The organism is Ruegeria sp. B10, from assembly GCF_056539825.1.
Map to the genome: position 1 here is coordinate 164,089 of NZ_JBQFVP010000010.1, position 24,012 is coordinate 188,100.

Below are 24,012 nucleotides of genomic sequence, written 5' to 3' on the forward strand. Positions count from 1 at the left end.
TTGCCTCAATTCGGTAGGGTCAGAACGCTGGTGAGCGTCGCGGTGGCGACAAGCACCATCAGTATGACCGTAGTTTCGATTTCAATCGAGCGCGCCAGATGACGCGCCGCCTTATCGTCCCCTGCTTGCATGGCTGGAACGAAGCGGAGTTTGTTTGCGGCCGCCGACGTCAGGACCGCGCCTACAAGTGCGATTTTGATCAGAAGGGTTTGCCCGTACCCGGTAGTCGTCAGCGCCCTCACATCGCCCAACAACATCCAAGCCATTATTAGCCCTGCCAAAATCATAGCAGGGACAACAATCGAAGCCGCCTGGCCAAATCGATGGCCCAACTTGGCTGCGTCGCTCAGATATTCTTGCCGTAGCGAAAGGGTGCGCAACGGTCCGAGGATGCCGATCCAAAACGCGACCCCTAAAAGGTGCAAGAGCAAGAGCAAGCGAACACCTGTTGGTTCCAATTCAGGAATATGCCCAACCTGAGCAAAGGACCACAAAGCGAGCAATCCACCCGCGAGGGCGATCCATTGCCCAACAAGGGGAATAAACACTCCGGCAATGATTAGTATGGCCCCAGTGATCCGAAGAACTAGAGCGTCGCCGACCGAGGTCTGCCACAACAGATCGAGCATTTCAGGATCGGTCATCCCATCGGCCCCACCCGTCAGGGCAGCACCACGCAGCATGAACCCGAGGACAGAGGCAACAAGCGCAAGCGCCGCCAACAGCACAACCTGCAGACGCATACTATCGCTGAGACGCGACACAAGGTCGGTGAAAGCAATCTGAATAATCAAAAGCCCAGTCGAACCGCCAATACCGACATAGAGTATCAGCTTGGACAGTATTGCGCCTATTCCCCAGATATCGGGCATACTCAGTCCACTGTAAATGTGAATTCACCCTGCATTGCGTGTCCGTCCACACCCAAGCCCCGCCATTCAATTCGATAGATACCTTCACCCATGCCTTGAAGCGGGAGCGCGAACGCGCGGCTAAAACTTGTCTGGTCTCCCAAGTCGAGCGTGACTGTATGCGCATCCTGATGGATCATGTTAACCTTTGTCAGGCGAATATCATCCGTGAAATTAAAGCTGATCTCAGAGGGCACCTCAGTAACTGTCGCGCCGTCTTCGGGTGTGGTGGTGTCCACTTTCGAATGGGCAAAAGCGTTTGTGGCAAGCGCGGAAATCAATGCAACTATGGTGAGCATTTTCATCGGCAAGTTCCTCAGTTCATTCCATTGACGCACTGTATTCTGCTGACGTAGTCGATGACCATAGCCACGTCGCCAAGGGTTAAGCTTTCACCAGATGCGTGTCACCAAGCCGTTGCTCACGGCCCGAATCTGACACTTCAAGTGAAAACCAATGCTGCGGGCACGCCGAAGTTTGCAAGCACTATCCGCACTCAAAAATTTTGAATACGCGTAAGTTCTCCAATCGGAGAACAGGTGGCAGTGTTTCTGTTCTCAGCTTATTCTAAAAACCCCTCTTTTCGACCCCCCAACTTATCCTCTTACTACGCTTTCTTTTTGCGCGCGACTTGACGTAAAGCCGAAAAGGGCAATGCACCGATCTGGGCGTATGTAAAGTTATCGTTGAAATCAAGCGGACGGCCCAAATCAAAGCGCTCACGAAAAACCGTTTTCAGCCAGTATTTTATCTCATATTTGACGCTTCAGCTCCCACTCCACATAGCTTTGTTGTTTGAAGTTCCAATCGTGCTCTTGATTTTCAGTGCTTTATACCTGATATTTCTGTTATGACAGAAATTATCGACATGACGAAATCAAATGCTGCAAGCCAGTTCATCCTGTATTGGGGCGACATGGGGAACCAGTGGGGTGTCAATCGTTCCGTGGCACAGATACACGCGCTTTTATACCTCAGCTCCCGACCCCTTAACGCGGAACAGATTGCCGAATCTCTGGGTATTGCCCGATCCAATGTGTCCAACTCTCTAAAGGAATTGGTGAGCTGGCGGCTCATCCGTCGCGTTCCTGTACCGGGGGATCGGCGCGAGCATTACGAGGCCGAGGTAGATGTTTGGGAGATGGGAATCCGTATCGCTCAGGGGCGCAAAGAGCGCGAGATTGATCCCGCAACACAGGCTCTGCGCGCATGCGTTGCCCAAGCTGAAACCGAAAGCGGGTTGGACCCAATCACGCTGCAGCGGATGCAGGATATGCAAGAGTTCCTAACAACGGCCGACACATGGTTCCGCGACATGCTGACAGTGCCCCGTCCGAAGCTGATGATGTTGATGAAAATGGGAACCAAGGTTGTTTCCCTGCTCAGCCTTACCGGAGGCAAAAAGAGCCGGTAAAAAATTTAACCCTCAATTTCTCTTATGACGGAAACAACAGAATGCTCGAAATGAAGGAAACCTCGACCGCGCTTGGAACAGAACCAATTCAACCCCAATTCAATACCGCCTGCGACCAGGACGACCGGTTCAAAAACCTACTGGGGGCTACGGCATGGGCCCGTTTGCCCAAAGCAATCCGACGCAGATTCAACAAACGGTTGCTGGGTGATGCCAGCCTTGCCTATCAGGGACGCGTGATCCACATGCAGATGAACTTCATTGGACGCGCTTTGGCCATTGTCCTGCGAGCTATCGGTGCACCGCTGCCTTTCGATAGCACCTCAGTCGGTCGCTCCGCCGTGGTGACAGTCACGGAAGATGCGGCAACGGACGGTCAATTTTGGATTCGGCAATATGGCCGGGCCAACGGGTTTCCGCAGATGGTTGGCAGTTCCAAACGCTTTGCCGGACCAACCGGGTTGGAAGAATATATCGGCTTTGGGATCGGCATCTCGCTTAGACTCAAGAGCACGCGGGCCGGCCTCTACTTCGTTAGTGACCGGTATTTTCTGAAACTGGGACAAAGACGGCTGTCTTTTCCGCGATGGGTATGCCCAGGGCGTCTGGTGGTCGGCCACGAAGAGCTTGGTGGTGGATATTTCCGATTCACCTTGGAACTGACGCATCCGTTGTTTGGCGCGTTGATCTGGCAGGACGCCACCTTCCGCGATGCGGAAATAATCCGGAGCATCAGGTCATGAAGGTCGTGATCATAGGGGGGTATGGCGTTTTCGGATCTCTAACTGCCCGCTTGCTGGCGCGAGACGGACATCAGCTCTGGCTGGTAGGACGGCATCCCGAAAGGGGGCGCGCTCTGGCTCACGACCTGAATGCGCAGACATTAAAACTGAATATCAGCACAGCACCCGAGGCGCTGTTTGATCAGAAACCGGACGTGGTTATTGATGCCGCAGGACCGTTCCAGCACTATCGCGGCGACCCCTACACAATCCCAAAGCTCTGCATCACCAATCGCTGCCACTATCTTGACCTGTCAGATAGTGCGACATTCACACAAGGCATCGCAGCCTTGAACACTGATGCCAAGGAGGCCGGTGTTTTCGTGTTGTCAGGCGCGTCCAGCGTGCCCGGCCTGTCCTCGTGTATCGTCGCAGACCTGATCAAAGGTCTGGAAGACGTCGACACGATCGACATCGCCATCCTCCCCGGCAACCGGGCACCGCGTGGCATGTCCGTTATCAAAAGCATCGTGAGCGGCGTCGGGCGCCCATATCAACAATGGCGTGACGGTGCTTGGCGGACGACCATCGGATGGACGGATCGCAAACTGTATGAACTGGAGCCGGGTATGATCCGCGCTGGATACAGCGTCAACGTTCCCGATATCGCGCTTCTTCCGACCCTGACCGGCGCAAAGACTGTAGCCTTCCGCGCTGGCCTTGAACTGCCGGTGATGAACGGGGCTCTCCGTCTGCTGGCGCAGTTGAGGCAACACGCGAGGCTCGAATTGCTAGAATGGGCGTATTTTGCACTCTACATGCTTTCGCAAGCGCTTTATCCCTTCGGGAGCGACCGTGGCGGCATGGAGGTGAGTGTTTCTGGCAAATGCAACGGACGAGGCGTAATTCGCAAGTGGCGGCTGATCGCCGAAGAGGGTCACGGTCCGTTTGTGCCCGGGATCATGTGCCGCACGATCCTACGAGAGTTGCCAAACATCAAGACCGGTGCGCGTCCGTGCCTGAACGAGGTTCCACGGCCCGTGGTTGAACGCGCGATGGAAGATTTGCAGCTTCGCACCGGGGTGTTCGAACACCTAGATCCGAGAGACACTGAAGAGACGGTCGGAACCATAAATCGTACCCTTAGAAATCAGATGTGCCAAAGTACCGCCCAACGATAACCCCGCGCCGAACGGCTGAGAGTGCCAAGAATATATTTTCCGCGGGTTGCGAGATGAGTTGCAGCTGGAGCTCGAAGTCTGAACAGCCACGACAGATTTCGGCTTAATATTTGTTTTTAAATGGTTTTGAGATTGGCCTGTTGTCGTATTTCCAAGAGTTTTGGATCATAACACAACCAGTTGCTCGAGTTTCTTGAGGTTCGGGTCTAAGAAATGGATGATTTCGGCCGCTCCAGACTTTGCGAAAAAACCCGTTTTCCAGGTCCACGGGTCATTCAAAGATTGTCGCGGCTCAGTCGTATCGCAACTCAGTCGCCTTGCCCCGAAAGATCGTGTAAGCCATCACCGTGTATCCGGCGATCACCGGCAGAACAAAGACCGTCCCTATCAGAATGATTAACAGGCTTTCTGGAGCGCTTGCGGCTTCGTAAATCGTCAGTTGCTCGGGCACCACATATGGATAGAAGCTGTACGCCATCCCGAAAAATGCCAGTGTGAACAGAACGATAGACGCCGCGAAGGGGAACCAGGCCCAACTGTCGTTGCGGGTGGGCAAGTGACGCAAGGCATACCATAGCAAAGCGATCAGAATGCCCGACATGAGTGGAAGAGGCAGCAGCAGGAAGAACTCGGGGAAGGTGAACCATTTGTCAAAGATGCGCGGGCTGACCCAAGGGGTCGCCAGTGACACCGCGCCGATGCCGATGATCAGCCCCCAGATACCGCCTTTGGCCCAATCGACGGCCTTTTTCTGCAGAACCCCGTCGGTTTTGAGAATGACCCAGCAGGCCCCGATGAAGGAATAGCCGACGGCCAGAAACACGGCGGTGATGGCGGCGAAGATCCAGGTGCCGAACGTGCTGTCCAGCCCCATGATGTATTTGCCCAGCATGAAGCCCTGCGCCAACGCGGTCATCGTCGAGCCCGCAAAGAACGCCATGTTCCAGCTGCGTTTGTGGTGCGCCGGGGCTTTGACCCGGAACTCGAACGCGACACCGCGCAGTATCAGGCCCATCAGCATGATCGCCACCGGCAAATAAAGCGAAGTCAGGATAACACCATGTGCGGTCGGGAAGGCCACCAGAAGGATGCCGATGGCCAGCACCAACCATGTCTCGTTTGCGTCCCAGAACGGCCCGATCGAGGCAACCATTCGGTCCTTTTCGGCCTCATCGGCAAAGGGGAACAGGATCCCAACGCCTAAATCAAAACCGTCCAGAACAACGTAGACAAGGATCGAGAGCCCCATAAGCGCTGCGAAAGTCAGGGGCAGCCACTGTGTCGGATCACCAAAATAGGTCATGGTTCTTTACTCCGCTGGAACCGCTTTGGGGTATTTCGGATCTGGGCGGGAGGGTTGGTCGCCCTGCGCCGCCTTCCGCGCCAAATAGAACAGCACACCGATATAGGCCGTCAGAAGCAGGGCGTAGATCAGCAGGTAGGCCGCCAGTGTCGTTCCCACCATCGGCGCGGGGACATCAGCCACGGCTTGTTCAGTTGTCAGCACACCATGAACCAGCCACGGCTGACGGCCAATCTCGGTTGTGTACCACCCGGCCAGCGTTGCGACCCAGCCGGAAAAGGCCATCGGGACCAATGCAATTTGCATGAGTTTTGGTACTCCCGCAGGCCCGCGCCCGCGCCGCATGAACAGCAGTGTCGCCCAGCTGAGCAGCAGCATGACCAGACCGGTCCCGACCATGATGCGGAACGACCAGTAGACAGGCGCAACAGGTGGGTGCAGCACGGTGCCGTCCGCGGCAACAAAATCATTCAGGCCGGGTACCACGCCATCTGCCTTATGCGTCAGAATGATCGAAGCGAGGTTGGAAATGCTGACCTCATAGTGGTTTTCACGCGCGGCTTCGTCGGGGATGGCAAACAGCAGCAGCGGTACGTTTGATTTGGTCTCCCAATTGCCCTCCATCGCGGCGACCTTCTGCGGCTGATATTCAAGCGTGTTCAGCCCGTGCATGTCTCCCATGAAGACTTGGGCCGGGATCAACAATGCGCCCAGCCACGCGCCGGTCTTGAAAGTTGCCCGCACGTCTTGCCCGCGATCTCCGAGCAGCCAGCGGAAGGACGAGAAGCCAAGCACCAGGAATGCTACCGTCAGGCCGCTGGCCAGCAGCATGTGGGTCAGTCGGTAAGGCATAGATGGGTTGAATATGATTGCCCACCAATCGGTTGCGAAAGCTACACCGTCCCGCATCTCGAACCCGGCAGGTGTGTGCATCCAGCTGTTCAGGACCAAAATCCAGAAGGCCGACATAGTCGTTCCGAACGCCACTAGGAAAGTCGCGGTTGTGTGAAGCCAGTTTGGCACGCGTGAAAAGCCGAACAGCATGATGCCCAAGAACACTGCCTCGAGGAAGAAAGCCGTCAGGATCTCATAGGCCAACAACGGCCCGGCGATATTGCCCACGGTCTCCATGAAACCGGGCCAGTTAGTGCCAAACTGGAAGGACATGGTGATGCCCGAGACCACACCCATCGCAAAGGACAGGGCGAAGACCTTCACCCAAAAGCGGTAGGCATCCATCCATTTGGTGTCTTTGGTTGCGTTGAAGCGCAGTTTGAAAAACAGCAGCACCCATCCCAATGCGATCGTGATCGTCGGGAAGAGGATGTGGAAAGATATGTTTGCCCCAAATTGAATGCGGGACAGCAGAAGCGCGTCCATTGTTCACCTGTAGAAGTCTTGCTTGAAAATCAGATAGGTGTGACCGATTTGGCGTTAAGGGAAGTGCGACAGCCGGTCATGCGGCAGGGTGGCGCATGGTTTTGGTAGTCACGGATCCGATGGTCTGATCGGTCGGGATTTGATCAATTAACTTCGGCAACATGGGGGCATCCATTGACCCGCAGGCGCATCCGCAGGATGCTACCGAGAGGGGGCCGCATTGCTCGTCGCAACCTACACCGCCCGCACTTCAAGCGTTTCCTCGTAGATCCCTACACGAATCTTGCGCCAGATGCAGCGCTTGGTGCTGTCATGATCGCGCCTGCTCCAACGCCTAAAAACTGACAAAAGACAAATCGGCGGCTGTTACGAGTGTTCGGTAGTTTGCAAGCAGCGGGTTTTTTTTGCCTGGCTTCTTTCCTATGAACAAATTTTGCTAGAAATCTTGTGAATTCCCCAGCTGCAGAAACGCATCATAGCTGTGAGTGGCAGGTGTTTTCTGCATATTTTTCCTATCGCTCAGCCAACTCAATTTTTCAATTCCCCCTGCTTTACCCAGAAACCGAGGGGGCCAATATTTTGACCGCAGAGGCCGGTATGAACTTTGAATTGTGAAAAGAAAACCAAGGCGGGGATTTGAAAATACACACTGGGCTCAATGCGCCGTTGCGGACTTTCAAACAATCTGAACAGAGGCGTCTATCGAAGAGACTCGATGATTGGCCTGGATTGAGATGCACCGGCGAAATACGGGGGTAGAAACAAATTCTCTTCTTCTTATGCGTGAAATGTGCAAAGTTTAAAAACGATCAAGAATTAATCAAATTGAACATGACATAGGTCAATTTTTGGCCTGCGACAGTTCGATAAAGAGTTTGGTAAGTCTCGAGATCAACAGCGGACCGCAAGCCTATGAATAAGCTAGCCAGCCGCCGTGCCTTTCTGCGTGGTGCTCCGCTGCGCGAAGACCGGACAGCAATCATTCCGCCCGGCGCGGATCAGGACCACTTTTTCGAATTGTGCGTCCAATGTGACGATTGCGTCTTGGCCTGCCAAAAACACATCATCACCTTTAATCATCAAGGCTGGCCAGTTGTCAGCCTTGATGCCTCGCCCTGCACGTTCTGCGGCGCCTGCGCCGAGGCCTGTACAACCGGTGCACTGAAACCCGAAAACCTGAGTGATTGGCCGTGGCGGGCCCATGTCACAGCAGGATGTCTTTCGATGAATGGCGTGAGCTGCCGTGTGTGTCAGGACGTCTGCGACAGCAACGCTATCGGGTTCAAACTGCTACTTGGGGGACGGTCAGAGCCCGCCGTTGACCAAGAAGCTTGTACCGGTTGCGGCGCCTGCGCCAGCGCGTGCCCGGCCAATACAATCCGATTTGAGCGCCACGAAACACTCCCCCAGGAGAGCTTGCAATGAACATCTGCGGATGCCTTGTCCATGTCGCCCCCGACGTCGCGCAAACCGCCCAGGAGGCGATGCTAGGGTTTGACGGCGTCGAAATCCATGCCACTGCCGAAGATGGCCGTGTTGTCGTCGTGGTCGAGGACACGCCCGAAAAGTTGGCCTCCGAGACGATCATGGATCTGCACCAGATCCCAGGCGTGATCTCTCTGACCCTGACCTATCACCATTTCGAAGACCTCGCGGAGACCCGTCCGCATCTTAACGCTTCCTGCCAGACCTGAAACCGGAGACCCATGCTATGACCATCTCTGAATCCCGCCGGACCTTCCTGAAATCAACTGCTGCCGCCGCGACCGCTTCGGCGGCTGGTCTTCCGCTGGCCACAGGCGCAGCGCAGGCGCAAGTCGGCACGTCTGACATTCGTTGGGACAAGGCGGCGTGCCGGTTCTGCGGCACAGGTTGCTCGGTTCTGGTCGGCACCAAGGAAGGTCGTGTGGTGGCCACCCAGGGTGACCCGGACGCGCCTGTGAACCGGGGCCTGAACTGCATCAAAGGCTATTTTCTGTCCAAGATCATGTACGGCAAGGACCGACTGACAACGCCTTTGCTGCGCAAGACCAATGGCGAATACGACAAGAACGGTGAATTCGAGCCGGTCAGCTGGGACGAAGCCTTCGACGTCATGGCCGCCAAGTGGAAAGAGGCACTTGCCAAGAAGGGTCCAACCAGCGTTGGCATATTCGGCTCTGGCCAGTGGACCGTCTGGGAAGGCTATGCGGCTGCCAAGATGATGAAGGCCGGGTTCCGCTCGAACAACATCGACCCCAACGCGCGGCATTGCATGGCATCGGCCGTTGTAGGCTTTATGCGGACCTTCGGCATTGACGAGCCGATGGGTTGTTATGACGACTTTGAGCACGCGGACACCTTCGTGCTGTGGGGCTCGAACATGGCGGAGATGCACCCGATCCTGTGGTCGCGCCTTACCGATACGCGCCTGACCAAACCGGGTTCCGAGGTGCATGTTCTCTCCACTTTCGAACATCGCTCTTTCGAGCTGGCCGACAATGGGATGGTGTTCGCGCCTCAGACCGATCTGGCGATCCTGAACTATATCGCCAATTACATCATTCAGAATGGCGCGGTGAACGAGGACTTCGTCCAGAACCACGTCAACATCACCAAAACCGTCACCGATATCGGGTATGGCCTGCGCGACAACCATCCGCTGCAGGAAGCGGCCGAGAACCCAAATGGCGGCAAGATGGAACCGATCAGCTTTGAGGAATATGCCGAGGCGGTTTCGAAATACACGCTGGAATACACATCCGAGCTGTCGGGTGTGCCCGCCGAACAGCTTGAGCGTCTGGCCCAGCAATATGCCGACCCAAACCGCAAGGTCATGAGCCTGTGGACCATGGGCTTCAACCAGCACACACGCGGGTCTTGGGTGAACTCGCTGATGTATAACGTGCACCTGCTGGTCGGGAAGATTTCCGAACCGGGCAACTCGCCGTTCTCGCTGACCGGTCAGCCGTCGGCCTGTGGCACCGCACGGGAGGTTGGCACCTTTGCCCACCGTCTGCCCGCCGACATGGTGGTTACGAACGATAAGCACCGTGAGATTTGTGAGACCGCGTGGAACATTCCTGCTGGCACCATCCCGGACAAACCCGGATTCCACGCTGTTCTGCAGCACCGCAAGCTGAAAGATGGTGACCTGAACGCCTATTGGGTGCAGTGCAACAACAACATGCAGGCCGCGCCCAATATCAACGAAGAAGGCTTTCCCGGCTATCGCAACCCGGAAAACTTTATCACCGTGTCCGACCCCTATCCTACGGTCACAGCCGTGTCTGCCGACCTGATCCTGCCCACCGCCATGTGGGTCGAAAAGGAAGGCGCTTATGGCAACGCCGAGCGCCGCACCCAGTTCTGGCGGCAACAGGTGCAAGCGCCGGGTGAGGCGAAATCGGACCTCTGGCAGCTTATGGAATTCTCGAAACGCTTCTCCGTCGAAGAGGTTTGGGGCGAAGAGCTGCTAGCCACCATGCCCGAGCATCGCGGCAAGACGATGTATGACGTGCTCTATGCCAACGGCAAGATCGACCAGTTCCCGCTGTCCGAGACCGCTGAAGGGTTCCACAACGACGATGCGGAACACTTCGGTTACTATGTCCAGAAAGGCCTGTTCGAGGAGTATGCCGATTTCGGGCGTGGCCATGCGCACGATCTGGCACCGTTCGAAATGTACCACGAGGCGCGCGGTATGCGCTGGCCGGTCGTGGACGGCAAGGAAACGCTCTATCGCTTCCGCGAAGGCTATGACCCCTACGTGCCCGAAGGCGCGGGCGTGAAGTTTTATGGCAAGCCCGATGGCAAGGCTAGCATCATCTTTGCGCCCTACGAACCCGCCGCCGAAGAGCCCGATGAAGAATTTGATCTGTGGCTGTCCACGGGCCGCGTGCTGGAGCACTGGCACTCGGGTTCGATGACCCGCCGGGTGCCGGAGCTGCACCGCGCCTATCCAAACGCGGTTGTCTACATGCACCCACAGGACGCCGAAGATCGGGGTCTTCGCCGTGGACAAGAGATCGTTCTGTCCACCCGCCGCGGCGAGGTCACCAGCCGGGTCGAGACTCGTGGGCGCAACAAGGTGCCGCGCGGTCTGGTCTTCATGCCCTGGTTCGATGAGCATCAGCTGACCAACAAGTTGACGCTGGACGCGACCTGCCCGCTGTCGAAAGAGACCGACTTCAAGAAATGCGCCTGCAAGGTCGAGCGTGCGTAACCGGGAAGGATCGCAAAGGTTGTCCCCATGTCCCTGACCGGTACTCCTATCTCGCCGCAACGGCGTCGCTTCCTGCAGGATTCGGCGCGCGCGGCAGGTGGCTGCGTAGTCGCCGGGTCATTGCTGGCCTGGTTGGCGCGCGATGCCCGCGCGCTTCCGGCGGAAGCCTTGCGCCCGCCCGGCGCATTGTCTGAGAAAGATTTCCTGTCGGCTTGTATCCGCTGCGGGCTTTGCGTGCGGGACTGTCCTTACGATACCCTGAAACTGGCGGAACTTGGGGTCGATGCCGTTGCGACCGGCACGCCCTATTTCACCGCCCGCGATGTGCCGTGCGAGATGTGCGATGACATCCCCTGTGTTGCCGCTTGTCCCACCGGCGCGCTGGACCCGGGTTTGGACAATATCGATGATGCCAACATGGGCGTTGCAGTTCTGGTCGATCAGGAAAACTGCCTGAACTTCCTCGGTCTGCGCTGCGATGTCTGTTACCGCGTCTGCCCCGTTATTGACGACGCAATCACCCTGGAAACCGCGCACAACGCGCGTTCAGGCCACCATGCGATGTTCATCCCCACCGTCCATGCCGACCGCTGCACCGGCTGCGGTATGTGCGAGAAAAGCTGTGTTCTACCCGAAGCTGCGATCAAAGTACTGCCCGCCCGATTGGCGCGCGGTAGCAGCGCGGACCACTATCGCAAGGGCTGGGAAGAAAAAGAAAGCCACGGCGGTCCGCTTGTGGACGGATTGATCGACCTACCCGACCGCCTGCCGGGGCCTGGCACAGACAATCTGGCCGCGCCGGGCGGCTTTGCGCCCTCCTATAACCTACCGGGGGCAGGCCAATGAGCGCTCACACTCATGTTCCGATTGGTCAGGAGGCTATTGAGGCCAAAGGCTGGGTCGGTGCGCACAAGTTCCTGCTGCTGCGTCGGACAAGCCAACTGTTCTTTTTGGCGTTGTTTCTGCTGGGGCCATGGTTCGGTCTCTGGATCGTGCAGGGAACGTTGGCGGGGTCGCTGACCCTTGGCATTCTGCCCCTGACAGATCCGTTTGTGCTGCTGCAAAGCTATGTGGCTGGGCACTGGCCGGAACTGACCGCCCTGATCGGCGGGATCATCGTTCTGGTCGCCTATGCGCTGATTGGCGGGCGCGTCTATTGTTCGTGGGTCTGTCCGATCAACCCGGTGACTGATGCCGCCAACTGGTTGCACCGCAAGCTGGACCTGCCCAAAGGCTGGCAACCCAAACGCAGCACCCGTCTGTGGATACTGGCGACGGTCCTGATCGTCTCGGGCCTGACTGGCGCCATCGCGTGGGAGTTGGTCAATCCGATCACCATGCTGCATCGCGGACTGATTTTCGGCGCGGGCTTTGTCTGGGCACTGATCACAGCGATCTTCATCTTTGATCTGGTCGTCGCCCGTCACGGTTGGTGTGGCCATATCTGCCCCGTCGGCGCCTTCTATGGCCTGATCGGCAGTAAAAGCCTGCTGCGTGTCAGCGCCGCCAACCGGACGGCCTGCAATGACTGCATGGATTGCTACGCCGTCTGCCCGGAGAACCAGGTCATCTCGCCAGCGCTGAAAGGCAAACGGGACGCGACGCCGCTGATCCTGTCGCCCGATTGCTCGAATTGCGGCCGCTGCATCGATGCATGTGCCGTGGATGTCTTCAAGTTTACTAACCGGTTCGACGACCACGTCGTCGCGCCTTTCGATCCCGTTCCCGCGCCCGATGCGCGTACAGCCAGACCTATCTAAGGGAGTGCACAGATGAACAAGCCAATCCTGACAGGCGTCGCCGCCCTGATCCCAGTCGTACTCCTCAGCGGGTTCGCCCTTGCGCAATCTACCCAGGTCGAGACTCTACGAGGCGGCGAAGTGGATGAAACGGTCCCGCTGGATCAAGTCCACAAAACGATGGAAGGTCGCATAGTTCGGAACTACCGGCAGCAGCCGCCGCTGATCCCACATTCTATCGAACAATACCAGATCGACACGCGGACCAACCAGTGCCTGTCCTGCCATGATTGGACAGTTGCGGGCGAACGCAACGCGCCCACCTTGTCGATGACCCACTATCTCGATCGCGACGGCAATGAGTTGGATCACATCGCAGGGACCCGGTATTTCTGCAATCAGTGCCACGTGCCGCAGGTAAATGCGCCTACCTTGGTCGATAACTTGTTTGAACCATCCCACAGCAACTAATCCAACGTATGATTGAAAGGAGCACCAAGATGGCAGACTCTCCTGAAAAACGCGGCTGGATCGGTCGCTTGTGGAACGCGTTCTGGACACCGGCTGTTTTGTTCAGTTCGGGGTTTTTGATCTTGGCCGGCTTTCTGGGGGGTATCCTGTTCTGGGGTGGTTTTCACTGGACGCTTGAACTGACAAATACCGAAGAATTCTGCGTGTCCTGCCATACGATGGAAACCAATCTGGGAGAATACCGCGAGACGATCCACTACAACAACCACTCGGGCGTGCGCGCGATCTGTTCAGATTGTCACGTGCCGGATGAGTGGAACCACAAGATCAAAGCCAAGATCATGGCCGTGAAAGATGTCTATCACGAACTAGCAGGTACCATCAGCACCCCCGAGAAATACGAGGATCACCGTCTCGCAATGGCCTCGGCGGTTTGGAAGAAGATGAAGGAATCCGACAGCCGCGAATGCCGGAACTGTCACAACTTCGACTATATGGACTTTACCTTGCAGGAGACACGCGCCGCCAGCGAGCATCAGCGTGCGATTGACACAGGGATGACCTGTATCGACTGCCACCAGGGCATCGCTCACAGCCTGCCACCGGGATATCTTGAGACCTATCAGGACATAGCCGAAGCGGTTGATGGCAAACCGCTGCACAAACAGGCGGCGGTTTCGGGCAATGATATCCGGTCCTTCCTCAACACCAACACCGATTAAGAAGGGGGCAGAAATGTTAGATATACTTGGAACAATCGGTGGAAACATCCTCAGCCTGCCCGGCATTCTTGGGCTTGCGCTGGGAATGATGACCAGACAAATTTGGTTGGGCGCGGCGCTGGGCGGGCTTGTCGGCGTGTTCGAAACACTGGTCTTTGCCGGCTTTAAATTTGCTCAAATCGAAACTCTTGAGCTCGTGATTGCAATACTGGTTGGCGTATGTGCGGGCGGTTTAGGGAGCGTTATCCGAATTAAAGGAACGCAAGTCAGGCCATAGAGTCAGGATGCATTGATTTTCGATGCGTTGCATCATGCACGTCTTGGAAACGGAGCGATGGCACGACCGATCTGTTCTGACTGAGCGACGAGCAGATGGCCAAACTTTCCCCTTTCTTCACGAAGTCGCTCGGCAGGCCACGGGTCGATGATGGACGAGTGCTGAGCGAGCTTTTCTTCATCAATCGTTGTGGGACATAATGGCGAGACGCGCTCGAGGTCTACGTGCGGCGCAAGACGCTCTGCAGTCGATGGAAGCGTAAGAGCGAGAAAAGCACTTTACTCAAATGATGGTCGGCCCAGCTGCCGAATATTGCGAGGAAAAAACCATGGTGATCCCCTTTCGGGACATCGCCCCGCTATGCGCTGCCTGGAAGTGATGCGAGATCCTGTTTGGTAGGTTCAGGGATTAGATGTGCGTGGCGACACGTTGTGATCGCCGCCAAAGTCTTTCTTTTTGCAATCGCCCTCGCAGCAACGGTCATTTTTTGGATTTGCATCCTGACCCTAGGTGTTGGGTCACAGGTTTTGATGCTGGCCTCTGCGCCATGTACTTAAAGCGAAAGATTGCCTTGCGGACCTTAGGGTTTTGGCGTTTCAGCTATTCCGGCTTCTACACGCTCTGAGAGTTGCACCTCTTGTTCGTCCTAACTTAAAGATAGTGGTGAAACCGGATCAGCGACTGGCGGAACAATTGAAAAACAAGACCCAAGACTTGCGTACGGCTAATCAGGGCGGAACGTCCGCTGTTCAACTGCGTTTGCAAGATGCGGACATGAAGCTTTTGCAGGTGTTTGCCCATGTCGTCGAGGCCGGAGGGCTATCCCCCGCGCAATATGGGCTGAACATGAGCTTGTCTGCCGTCAGCGCCGCAATCTCGAACCTGGAAACGCGGCTGGGCTTTCGCCTGTGTGACCGCGGACGCGGTGGGTTTCAGCTGACCGAAGGGGGGCTTCTCGTGTATCAGGAACTCCGCTCGCTCAGCGTTGCGATCGGGTCCTTCAACAGGTCGGTTCAGGCCTATACGAGCGACATGCAGGGTCCATTCAACATCGCGATGGACGATGCGATTCTGACCAATCTCTCGTGTCCGATCTACAAGGTGATCCAGAGGTTTGCCGCGCGAGCGCCGGAGATTTCGCTGAACATCACCATAATGAGCGCCCCTCAAATGGAGCGCGCCTTGCTGAACAATGAACTCAACATCGCCGTCGGGCCGTTTCAGGAATTGTCCCCCTCGCTTCGCGGCGAAACAGTCTATGTCGAACAGCAGCTGTTGTGCTGCGGGTGGTCGAATCCGATCTATGATCTCCAGGATCCCGACGAAATCGAAGAGGCAGTGACCAAAGCGCGATTTTCCAAACGCAGCTTTGATGATCGCGACCGGCATCAGGCACCCGGGCCTTTCACCAGCACGGCAACTGCGGCCACAATGGAGGGGATGCTAGCGATGGTCCTTAGCGGCCTTTACCTCGGCTACCTGCCCCGCCACGCCTGCGAGCCATGGATCGAGCGAGGTGAGCTGAAATCAGTTCTACCGCAGGTCTTTGCCTATGACACCGATATTCAGCTGGTCTCCCGCAAGGGCCACGGGGACAAACGCGTCGATCTGTTTCTGGCCGCGCTGGCTGAAACTCAAACCTGAGCGCCCTCACTTTTGCACCGCAAAAAGTTCACTTCAGAAAAAATAGATTTTCTCGCATCCGATTTCTGACATGGTGTCCCGATGGCATCGAACGCAACGGCAGGACCCCTGACATGACGACCCCCGACAGCTATGTCTCGCTGCAAGAAATCATGTGCACCGCACAACGGATTGCGCCCATCGTGCGCAAGACACCCCTGGTGTTTTCCGAGGCCCTGTCGGAGCGCGCGGGTTTTGAAATCTGGCTGAAGCTGGAGAACCTGCAAACCACGGGCAGCTTCAAACTGAGGGGGGCCTCAAACCGTATTCTGCAACTGACCGCCGAGGAACGCGCGCGCGGGATCATTGCCGTCTCCAGCGGCAATCACGGCAGGGCCGTCGCCTATCTGTCCAAACGTCTGGGGATCACGGCGCGTGTGGTCGTCTGCTCGCTCTGTCCGGAAAACAAACGTCAGGCAATGCGCGACCTTGGGGCTGAGGTGATCGTGCATGGCGACACCCAGGACGAGGCGCAGGATCACGCGGATCGGCTGATGGAGCAGCACAGCTATACCTGGGCCGATCCCTTTGACGATCTGAACGTCATCGCAGGGCAAGGCACGATCGCGCTAGAGGCGCTGACCGATTTGCCCGATGCGGACATGATCATCGCGCCTTTGTCCGGTGGCGGTCTTTTGTCTGGCATTGCGCTGGCCACCAAGTCGATCTCACCCAAGATCTCCGTTGTCGGGTCGTCGATGGAGGTCGAACCGGGCATGGTGCGCAGTCTTGAGGCGGGCAAACCGGTCCATGTCGAGGAATTCCCAAGCCTCGCCAGCAGCATCACGGGGGCAATCGGCCTGCGCAATCGCTATACCTTTCCGATCATTCGCGATTTCATGGATCGCGCCGTTCTGATCCCCGAGGACGCGCTGGTGCCTGAAATAGCCCGGTTTGCCAATAGCGAAGGTATGATTGTCGAGGGCGGCTCAATCACCTCGGTGATCGCAGCGCTCAGCCCTGAGGTCCGCGAGATGGCCCCCGATCGCGCCATCGTCGTCATGAGTGGCCGCAACATCGGCCTGCCGACGTTTCTGTCGGTGATCAAGGACGCAGGGGTCTGATCCCCACGTGGATGAAAGGGCATTTCCTGCCCGCGTCCCTCCCGCTAAGACACATCGGGGATTGCCCCGCACCGAAAGACCAAGGACTCCGTCATGACCGACACCTCCAAATCCGCAATCGTGCTGAACGCCTCAGACGTTGCCGCGCTTTTGCCCTCAGTTGACGCGCTGGCCGCGATGCGCGCGCTGTTTACCGAGCTTGGGCGCGGGCAAGCCGTGCAACCCCCGCAAACCCTGACCCTGTTCCCCGAAGACAAGGGCGATTTCATCACCTATCTGGGCGCCAGCACGGGGGGCGATCTGTTTGGCGCCAAGCTCTCGCCCTATCTGGTGCGCCCCGGCAAGCCCGTGATCACGGCGTGGACAGTTCTCATGTCGATGGAAACCGGTCAGCCCTTGATGCTGTGCGATTCCGGTGAGCTGACAACCGAACGCACCGCTGCCACGACCGCTTTGGCCGTCGACCACCTCGCCCGTCCTGAGGCAAAAGTTTTGTCGATCATCGGCTCCGGCAAGGTGGCGCAAGCGCATCTGAAACATGTGCTGGCCCTGCGCGACTGGGGCGTCATTCGCGTCTATTCCCCCAACCTTGCGCAAAATGCCGAGCTGGCAGCCCAGTGGCAGGCGACAGATAGCCGCGTCCAGCTGGCTGACAGCGCCGAGGCCGCCGGTCAGGACGCGGATGTCGTCATGCTCTGCACCTCTTCCGGTACGCCCGTGTTCGACACCGCGTCAGTGGCCGCGGGAACATTGGTCACCTCGATCAGCACAAATGTCGCCAACGCGCATGAGGTCGACCCGGCGTTCCTGACCATAGCCGAGGTCTATTGCGACTATCGCGCCACTACGCCCGGTTCGGCCGGAGAAATGAAACTGGCGGCCGAGGCCGGTTGGCACCCCGACAGCATTCGTGGTGATCTGGCCGAATTGCAGGTTGAGGCCTGCGAGACACCGTCAGGCGACAAACCCGTCTTCTTCCGCTCAATCGGGTTGGGGCTGGAGGACATCTTCATGGCCCGCGCCGTCTATGACGCGGCTTCGGCGTAACAAAAAAGCTAGGAGAGACCCATGGATATCAGACCTTTCGGCGTCGAAATGTGGATGAATGAGTTCGAGACGAAATGCGACCTCAACCTCGCGGAAACCTGCGTGGAATCCATAACTCTGGGTGAACTGTTCGAGATGGCCGGGCAGCACAACAGCATCCTGAACGACCTGTCAGCGATGAAGATGACCTATGGCGCGATCGAAGGCTCGGACCGGTTGCGCGACGCGATTTGCAGCCTATACGAAAACCAGACACGCGAAAACATCCTGACCACGCATGGCACTATCGGGGCGAACTCGCTGGTGCATCAGGCCCTCGTGGCGCGCGGGGATCACGTGATTTCGGTGATCCCGACCTATCAGCAGCACTACTCGATCCCCGAAAGCATTGGGGCCGAGATCGAGTTACTGCACCTGAAGCCCGAAAACGCGTTCCTGCCCGATCTGGATGAATTGCGCGCCATGGTCCGCCCCGACACGCGCCTGATCGCGATCAACAACCCCAACAATCCAACGGGCGCGCTGATGGATCGCGAGATTCTGGAACAAATCGTCGAGATCGCGCGCAGCGTCGGTGCATGGCTACTGTGTGATGAGGTCTATCGCGGTACCGATCAGACAGAGGATGGCTTCACGGCGGCGGTCGCTGATCTCTACGAAAAGGGGATCAGCACAGCGGGGATGTCCAAAGCCTATTCTCTGGCCGGACTGCGCGTTGGCTGGATCGCGGGGCCCAAGGATATGCTGCATGACGTGATGATCCACCGTGATTACAACACCATCTCGGTCGGTCAGGTCGATGAGCTGCTGGCCGCCATGGCGCTGGAAAATCGCGACAAAATTCTGGATCGCGCCCAGCGAATCACCCGTGAGAACCTGCAGATCGTCGAAGACTGGATCGCGCAGGAGCCTCTGATCTCATGGGTCAAGCCGAAATCAGGCACCACCGCGCTGCTTAAATACGATCTGCCCATGTCCTCTCGTGAACTGTGCGTGACCTTGCTGAAAGAGGACGGCGTGATGCTGACCCCCGGCAGCGCCATGGACATGGAGGGCTGGCTGCGTCTGGGTTACACCAATCCCACGGCGGATCTGGTAGCGGGTCTTGAGAAATTCTCGGGCTTTCTGGTCCGTCACAGCGCCACCTGAGAGGGACATGGATGATCCAGCTGGACAAGGCGCAGATTCAGGATCGTTTCGACTTCCCCAAGGCCGTCGATGCGATCCGCGCGGCCTATACCGCCGTGGCGCAGGGACGGGTTCAGACCCCGCCCGTCACCTATCTGGGCTTCCCCGAGGCCGCAGGGGATTGTCACGTCAAATCCGGCCATATCGAAGATGACGATATCTTTGTCATCAAGATCGCGACCGGGTTTTACGACAATCCCTCCAAAGGCTTGCCCAGCTCGAACGGCATGAACCTTGTCTTTTCGGCCAAAACCGGTGCGCCGGTGGCCTTTTTGCAGGACGAGGGCTGGCTGACCGATATCCGCACCGGTATCGGCGGGGCATTGGCGACGCAGGCGCTTGCGGTTGAGGGGTTTGAGAATGTGCTGATCGTCGGCACCGGCTTGCAGGCCCGCCATCAGGCGAAGTGTCTGCAACAGTTGATCCCGGATCGCCGTCTGTCTTTCCAAATCTGGGGGCGGTCCCTGGATCAGGCCAAGGCGACAGCCGAAGACCTGATCTCAATGGGGATAAAGGCTGAACGCGCCGATGACCTGCCCTCGGCCTCCAAGACGGCGCAGGCTATCATCACGACAACACCCGCTCAGAGCTTTCTGATCGCAAGTGACTGGGTACAACCGGGCACGCATATCTCGGCCATCGGAGCCGATTGCCCCGGCAAACAGGAGCTTGAGGCAGATCTGATCACCCGCGCCGATCTACTGGTCTGCGACGCGCCTCAGCAATGTCTGGATCATGGTGAGTTCCAGACCCTTGCCAAGACCGGCCAACTCACCGAGGCCGATGTTGTCATACTCGGGAACATTCTGTCTGGAGCGCATCCCGGTCGGCAATCGGCTGATCAGATCACCGTCGCGGATCTGACAGGGCTGGCGGCTCAGGACATTGCAATCTCAAGCTCCTTGCAGATAGAAACCGGACAACTGGCGTAGACAGCTTAGTCAAGGATCGCAACGGGCTGACCCAAGACTTCGGTATCGGGGGTCACCCCAAGCCCAACACCTTCGGTTGGGGCAATACGGCCCCTTTCGCGCACTGGCCCATCCGGTGCGAGGCGGGGGCCGACATAGTGGCTGAGGTCACAGGTATTCATGATCCCGCGCGCAGGGGTCGAGGCGGCCAGATGTAACAGCGCGGCCGTAGTGATATCGCTACCCCAGGTGTCCTCGACACACATCTGTGTGCCCAGGGTCAGGCACAGGTCGCGGATCTGGCGCATAGCGGACAGGCCGCTCATCTTGGATAGTTTCAACGCAACGGCCTGCATACAACCCAACTGATGCGCCTGAATGACAGTGGCAATATCTAAGGCGTTCTCGTCGATCTTCATCGGCAGACCGGTTGCGCGCTGAACATGGGCGCATTCTTCCAGCGTCGCGCAGGGTTGTTCCAGCATCACATCCAGATGGGACGCCGCACGTCCCACGCGGATCGCTGTCAACGCATCGCTGCCGCAGTTCCAATCCCCATAGACCAGCGGGCCGGGGCCAACTGCCTCACGCACTTTGGCCAATCGCTCGACATCCGTTTGCCAGTCTGCATCCGCACCCAGCTTGACTTGAAACTGGCGCATACCTTTGTCATGCGCGTCGCGCGCCATCCGGGCCATTTCATCCGGGGCGACGCATGTGATCGAATGATAGAGCGGCATATCTTTAACCTGGCGCCCACCCAAAAGCTTGTGCAAAGGCAGATCGGCGGCCTGCGCAGTCAGATCCCAAAGCGCCGTATCAATGGCCGATTTCGCATAGTCGTGGCCCGGAAGGTATGCGTTCAGTTTCTCCATCAAAGCCTCGGGTCCAACAGGATCGGCCCCGATCAAGACCGGGGCCAACTCGGTCACGGCCGGAACGACACCCTTGGCATAGGCCGGCAGATAATGAGGGATCGGGCAGACTTCCCCCCAGCCCTGCAAACCTGTATCCGTATCAAGCCGCAGAACCACTGACGTCGTTGTATCGCAGGTTTTCCCATCCGCCATGTAATAGGTTTCATGGCTGGTCAGAGGGACTTCCCAAACGGCAATGCGGGTGATCTTCAACTGAGGCTTCCTTTTGGCGCAGAGCGTGTTGAGGGGGGCAGAAACGCGCGCCCTACCCCCTTCGTGTTTATGCGGGAACGGCGGCTGGAACATCCGTTCTGGGACGCTCGGACTTCGGATCATAGGCCGCTTCGCCAAGGATACGCCCATTGCGCGGGCTGCCGGCAATCACGACCTCAACCTCAGTGCCAGGGACATTCACATGCGGCTTGACGAAAGCAAAGGCGAGGATCTTGCCGACGCTATGACCATAGGCAACCGAAGCCGTCGCGCCAACGACCTTGCCGTCGATCCGGATCGCCTCACCCCCATGACCGTCTTCGATGCCGTCCGGCTCGATTTCAAGATAGGCGCAGATCCAAGGCATTTGACCGGCTTGGGCCTGTGCGGCGCTGGCCCGCGTGGCTTCAACCCCCAGATACTCTTTGTCCAGTTTGAAGAATCGGCCCACATTCGCCTCGGGCAAAGTGACCTCATTGGTCAGCTCACCGGCGCCAGGGAAGGCTTTCTCCATCCGCAAGCTGTTCATCGCGAACGAGCCGTAGTTCTCGATCCCGAATGCCTCTCCTGCGGCCCAAAGCGCGTTGTAGACGTCAACGCAAGCTTCATCCGGCATGTGGAATTCCCAGCCCAATTCACCCGCATATGACATGCGGAAGGCCCAGACCTTGTGCCCGGCGATGGTGATTTCCCGCGCCGACAACCACCGGAAACCGGCATTGGACAGGTCAGCATCGGTGCATTGGGCCAGCACCTCGCGGGATTTTGGCCCGTTCAGGGACAAAGCCGACCAATCTTCGGAGAGCGTTTTAACGGAGACGGTCTCTCCCGCGAGGTTCTGGTTCAGGTGATCCACAAGGCGTTGTTCGAAAAACGCGGCGCAGACCAGATAGTAGCGATCTTCGGCCATGCGCACGATCGTGGTCTCAAGCTCGATCCGCCCTCTGCGGTTCAAGAAATGAGTCAGCGTGATCGAACCGTCTTTCTGAGGCATCTTGTTCGCGGTCAGGCGATCCAGCAGCGCATAGGCATCCGGCCCCGAGACCTCAACCTTGGTGAAGGCGGTCACGTCCATGATCCCCACGCGCTCACGCACGGCCTGACATTCCACCGCAACCATGTCGAAGACCTCGTTGCGGCGGAACGAGTAGTGGTCGCGCTGTTCCACGCCATTTCGGGCAAACCAGCGGGGGCGTTCGTGGCCGAAGACCTCCTCATAAACCGCACCTTTTTCCTTGAGGATCTCATATAGCGGAGACGGTTTGATCGGACGCCCCTCAAGACGGTTGAAATGCGGAAAGGGGATCTCGTGACGCAGCTTATAGTCTTCATGCGCCTTGACGACCTGCCAGTCTTTCTTGGCGTAGCTGCCAAAGCGGCGCGGGTCATAGTCGCGCATGTTGATATCGGCAGCGCCGTGAACCATCCATTTCGCCAGTTCGCGAGTCAGACCCGGACCCCAGCCGATGCCGATCTGCGTGCCGCAGCAGCACCAGTAGTTCTTGACGCCCGGCGCCGGACCAACCATCGGGTTGCCATCGGGCGGGTGGCTGATTGCACCGTGCACCTCGCGGGCAATACCCAGTTCGGCAAAGATCGGCATCCGCACCAGCGAGTTTTCCAACCAGGGCATAACGCGGTCATAGTCGGCCTCAAAAAGCCAGTTCTCATACTCCCATGGGCATTCATCATGCCAAACTGAGTTCGAGTTCTCTTTCTCATAGATCCCGATCAGGCCCTTTTTCTGTTCCATCCGGATATAGCCCGAGACCATCTTGTCATCGCGGATCACCGGCAGTTCCTTATCCAGATCCTGAAATTCGGGCACGTTTTCGGTGACAAAATAGTGGTGCGTCATCGAGGTCATGGGCAGTTGAAGATCCGACCATTCGCCCATCTGCCGCGCATAGGTGCCACCCGCATTGACCACATGTTCGCAGGTGATCGTGCCCTGTTCGGTCTCGACCACCCATTCGCCTGCATCGTTCTGCGTGATGTTGGTCGCGCGGCAATGGCGGAAGATCTTCACACCTTTCTGCCGCGCACCCGCCGCCATGGCCATGGTCAAGTTCGAAGGGTCAACATGGCCATCATCGGGCGTGTATAGCGCGCCTAGGACACCGTCGAGATTGTAGAACGGGTGCTTTTCGGCAATGAACTCGGGGCCCACCAGCTCAATTTTGAAGCCCAGGGCGCGACCGACGGACAGTGTGTGGCGCAGCCAGTCCATCTCATCCTCGGTATAGGCCAGTCGGAACGAGCCGCAACCGTGCCACGTGACGGCCTGACCGGTCTCTTCTTCCAGCGTTTTCGAATAGAGGCCGATATTGTAGTCGACCATCTTGCCCAGCCCATAAGAGCTTGTGGAATGCGTGATCTGGCCCGCCGCGTGCCAGGTCGAGCCGCTGGTCAGCTCGGCCTTTTCCAGCAGAATGGTCTCCTCCCCCCATCCTTCGTGGCCAAGGTGGTAGGCCAGGCCACAGCCCATGACCCCGCCGCCAACAATGACGACCTTTGCGCGTTCGGGCAGTTCTTTCTTGGACATCGCAGGATTCCTGTTCCAGAGTCGCAGATTTCTGTGGATTTGATAATCAAACAAATGTACCACGGTCAACACATAACGACACAAATGAACGCTACCCAAGGCAAGCCCCTCGGTTTCCAA

The 24,012-nt window shown here is 57.6% G+C and carries 22 protein-coding genes and 3 pseudogenes; 18 read left to right on the forward strand and 7 right to left on the reverse strand.

Annotated elements, in window-relative coordinates; translation table 11 throughout:
• Nucleotides 1-5 precede the first annotated feature (5 nt).
• The gene (locus ACR0J4_RS15290) at nt 6-872 is read right to left on the reverse strand and encodes a CopD family protein (RefSeq protein WP_170641175.1); all 867 of its coding nucleotides are present in this window, start codon (nt 870-872) and stop codon (nt 6-8) included.
• A gap of 2 nt (nt 873-874) precedes the next feature.
• Complete coding sequence (locus tag ACR0J4_RS15295; protein WP_170640256.1) at nt 875-1,216, reverse strand: copper resistance CopC family protein; 342 nt, start codon at nt 1,214-1,216, stop codon at nt 875-877.
• A 545-nt stretch (nt 1,217-1,761) separates the two neighbouring features.
• On the opposite strand from ACR0J4_RS15295, the gene ACR0J4_RS15300 reads away from it, so the two are divergent.
• The 3 genes from ACR0J4_RS15300 to ACR0J4_RS15310 are packed head-to-tail and all read left to right on the forward strand — an operon-like array spanning nt 1,762 to nt 4,228.
• On the forward strand, nt 1,762-2,325 hold the full coding sequence (locus tag ACR0J4_RS15300) for a MarR family transcriptional regulator (protein ID WP_170641173.1): 564 nt from the start codon (nt 1,762-1,764) through the stop codon (nt 2,323-2,325).
• Between the two features lie 41 nt (nt 2,326-2,366).
• The gene (locus tag ACR0J4_RS15305) at nt 2,367-3,068 is read left to right on the forward strand and encodes a DUF4166 domain-containing protein (RefSeq protein ID WP_480668719.1); all 702 of its coding nucleotides are present in this window, start codon (nt 2,367-2,369) and stop codon (nt 3,066-3,068) included.
• Nucleotides 3,065-4,228: a saccharopine dehydrogenase NADP-binding domain-containing protein gene (locus tag ACR0J4_RS15310; RefSeq protein WP_170554909.1), complete on the forward strand. Its 1,164-nt coding sequence runs from the start codon at nt 3,065-3,067 to the stop codon at nt 4,226-4,228. Before ACR0J4_RS15305 ends, ACR0J4_RS15310 begins: the two co-directional genes overlap by 4 nt.
• Nucleotides 4,229-4,520: 292 nt before the next feature.
• Here the strand turns inward: ACR0J4_RS15310 and ACR0J4_RS15315 are convergent, their stop codons facing one another.
• The 3 genes and pseudogenes from ACR0J4_RS15315 to ACR0J4_RS15325 all read right to left on the reverse strand — a co-directional run.
• Complete coding sequence (locus ACR0J4_RS15315; RefSeq protein WP_170641171.1) at nt 4,521-5,531, reverse strand: cytochrome d ubiquinol oxidase subunit II; 1,011 nt, start codon at nt 5,529-5,531, stop codon at nt 4,521-4,523.
• A gap of 6 nt (nt 5,532-5,537) precedes the next feature.
• Nucleotides 5,538-6,911: a cytochrome ubiquinol oxidase subunit I gene (locus ACR0J4_RS15320; RefSeq protein WP_170641169.1), complete on the reverse strand. Its 1,374-nt coding sequence runs from the start codon at nt 6,909-6,911 to the stop codon at nt 5,538-5,540.
• A gap of 106 nt (nt 6,912-7,017) precedes the next feature.
• Nucleotides 7,018-7,241 (reverse strand): annotated as a pseudogene (locus ACR0J4_RS15325) (hypothetical protein); the annotation flags it as partial.
• A 582-nt stretch (nt 7,242-7,823) separates the two neighbouring features.
• On the opposite strand from ACR0J4_RS15325, the gene napF reads away from it, so the two are divergent.
• From napF to ACR0J4_RS15400, 15 genes and pseudogenes are all read left to right on the forward strand, one after another.
• On the forward strand, nt 7,824-8,336 hold the full coding sequence (gene napF, locus ACR0J4_RS15330) for a ferredoxin-type protein NapF (RefSeq protein WP_170641167.1): 513 nt from the start codon (nt 7,824-7,826) through the stop codon (nt 8,334-8,336).
• Nucleotides 8,333-8,605: a chaperone NapD gene (locus ACR0J4_RS15335; RefSeq protein WP_170641165.1), complete on the forward strand. Its 273-nt coding sequence runs from the start codon at nt 8,333-8,335 to the stop codon at nt 8,603-8,605. Before napF ends, ACR0J4_RS15335 begins: the two co-directional genes overlap by 4 nt.
• Before the next feature lie 17 nt (nt 8,606-8,622).
• Nucleotides 8,623-11,115 carry a nitrate reductase catalytic subunit NapA gene (gene napA, locus ACR0J4_RS15340; RefSeq protein ID WP_170747345.1) on the forward strand — a complete coding sequence of 831 codons (2,493 nt, stop codon included), beginning with the start codon at nt 8,623-8,625 and terminating at the stop codon, nt 11,113-11,115.
• 27 nt (nt 11,116-11,142) lie between these two features.
• Entirely contained in the window at nt 11,143-11,961 is an 819-nt protein-coding gene (gene napG / locus ACR0J4_RS15345) for a ferredoxin-type protein NapG (RefSeq protein ID WP_170641153.1), read from the forward strand.
• Nucleotides 11,958-12,875: a quinol dehydrogenase ferredoxin subunit NapH gene (gene napH, locus ACR0J4_RS15350; protein WP_170641151.1), complete on the forward strand. Its 918-nt coding sequence runs from the start codon at nt 11,958-11,960 to the stop codon at nt 12,873-12,875. The genes napG and napH overlap by 4 nt, the downstream gene beginning before the upstream one ends.
• Before the next feature lie 12 nt (nt 12,876-12,887).
• A complete protein-coding gene (locus ACR0J4_RS15355) occupies nt 12,888-13,325 on the forward strand; it encodes a nitrate reductase cytochrome c-type subunit (RefSeq protein WP_170641149.1) in 438 nt (145 codons plus the stop codon).
• Nucleotides 13,326-13,354: 29 nt separating this feature from the next.
• A complete protein-coding gene (locus ACR0J4_RS15360) occupies nt 13,355-14,047 on the forward strand; it encodes a NapC/NirT family cytochrome c (RefSeq protein ID WP_170641147.1) in 693 nt (230 codons plus the stop codon).
• Nucleotides 14,048-14,060: 13 nt separating this feature from the next.
• Nucleotides 14,061-14,324: a hypothetical protein gene (locus tag ACR0J4_RS15365; protein ID WP_170641145.1), complete on the forward strand. Its 264-nt coding sequence runs from the start codon at nt 14,061-14,063 to the stop codon at nt 14,322-14,324.
• 95 nt (nt 14,325-14,419) lie between these two features.
• Nucleotides 14,420-14,661, forward strand: a pseudogene (locus ACR0J4_RS15370) (transposase); the annotation flags it as partial.
• A 45-nt stretch (nt 14,662-14,706) separates the two neighbouring features.
• Nucleotides 14,707-14,818, forward strand: a pseudogene (locus ACR0J4_RS15375) (IS5/IS1182 family transposase); the annotation flags it as partial.
• A 169-nt stretch (nt 14,819-14,987) separates the two neighbouring features.
• Nucleotides 14,988-15,968 (forward strand): LysR family transcriptional regulator, encoded by a 981-nt coding sequence (locus ACR0J4_RS15380; protein ID WP_170641143.1) that lies wholly within the window; start codon nt 14,988-14,990, stop codon nt 15,966-15,968.
• Between the two features lie 113 nt (nt 15,969-16,081).
• Nucleotides 16,082-17,071: a pyridoxal-phosphate dependent enzyme gene (locus tag ACR0J4_RS15385; protein WP_170641141.1), complete on the forward strand. Its 990-nt coding sequence runs from the start codon at nt 16,082-16,084 to the stop codon at nt 17,069-17,071.
• 93 nt (nt 17,072-17,164) lie between these two features.
• Complete coding sequence (locus ACR0J4_RS15390; protein ID WP_170554888.1) at nt 17,165-18,118, forward strand: ornithine cyclodeaminase family protein; 954 nt, start codon at nt 17,165-17,167, stop codon at nt 18,116-18,118.
• A gap of 21 nt (nt 18,119-18,139) precedes the next feature.
• Nucleotides 18,140-19,267, forward strand: a complete 1,128-nt coding sequence (locus ACR0J4_RS15395; RefSeq protein ID WP_170641139.1) for an aminotransferase — start codon at nt 18,140-18,142, stop codon at nt 19,265-19,267.
• Between the two features lie 11 nt (nt 19,268-19,278).
• On the forward strand, nt 19,279-20,238 hold the full coding sequence (locus tag ACR0J4_RS15400; protein ID WP_170641137.1) for a Rossmann-fold NAD(P)-binding domain-containing protein: 960 nt from the start codon (nt 19,279-19,281) through the stop codon (nt 20,236-20,238).
• Between the two features lie 5 nt (nt 20,239-20,243).
• Here the strand turns inward: ACR0J4_RS15400 and ACR0J4_RS15405 are convergent, their stop codons facing one another.
• Entirely contained in the window at nt 20,244-21,347 is a 1,104-nt protein-coding gene (locus ACR0J4_RS15405; RefSeq protein ID WP_170641135.1) for an enolase C-terminal domain-like protein, read from the reverse strand.
• Nucleotides 21,348-21,414: 67 nt separating this feature from the next.
• Entirely contained in the window at nt 21,415-23,892 is a 2,478-nt protein-coding gene (locus ACR0J4_RS15410) for an FAD-dependent oxidoreductase (RefSeq protein WP_170641134.1), read from the reverse strand.
• Nucleotides 23,893-24,012: the final 120 nt, after the last annotated feature.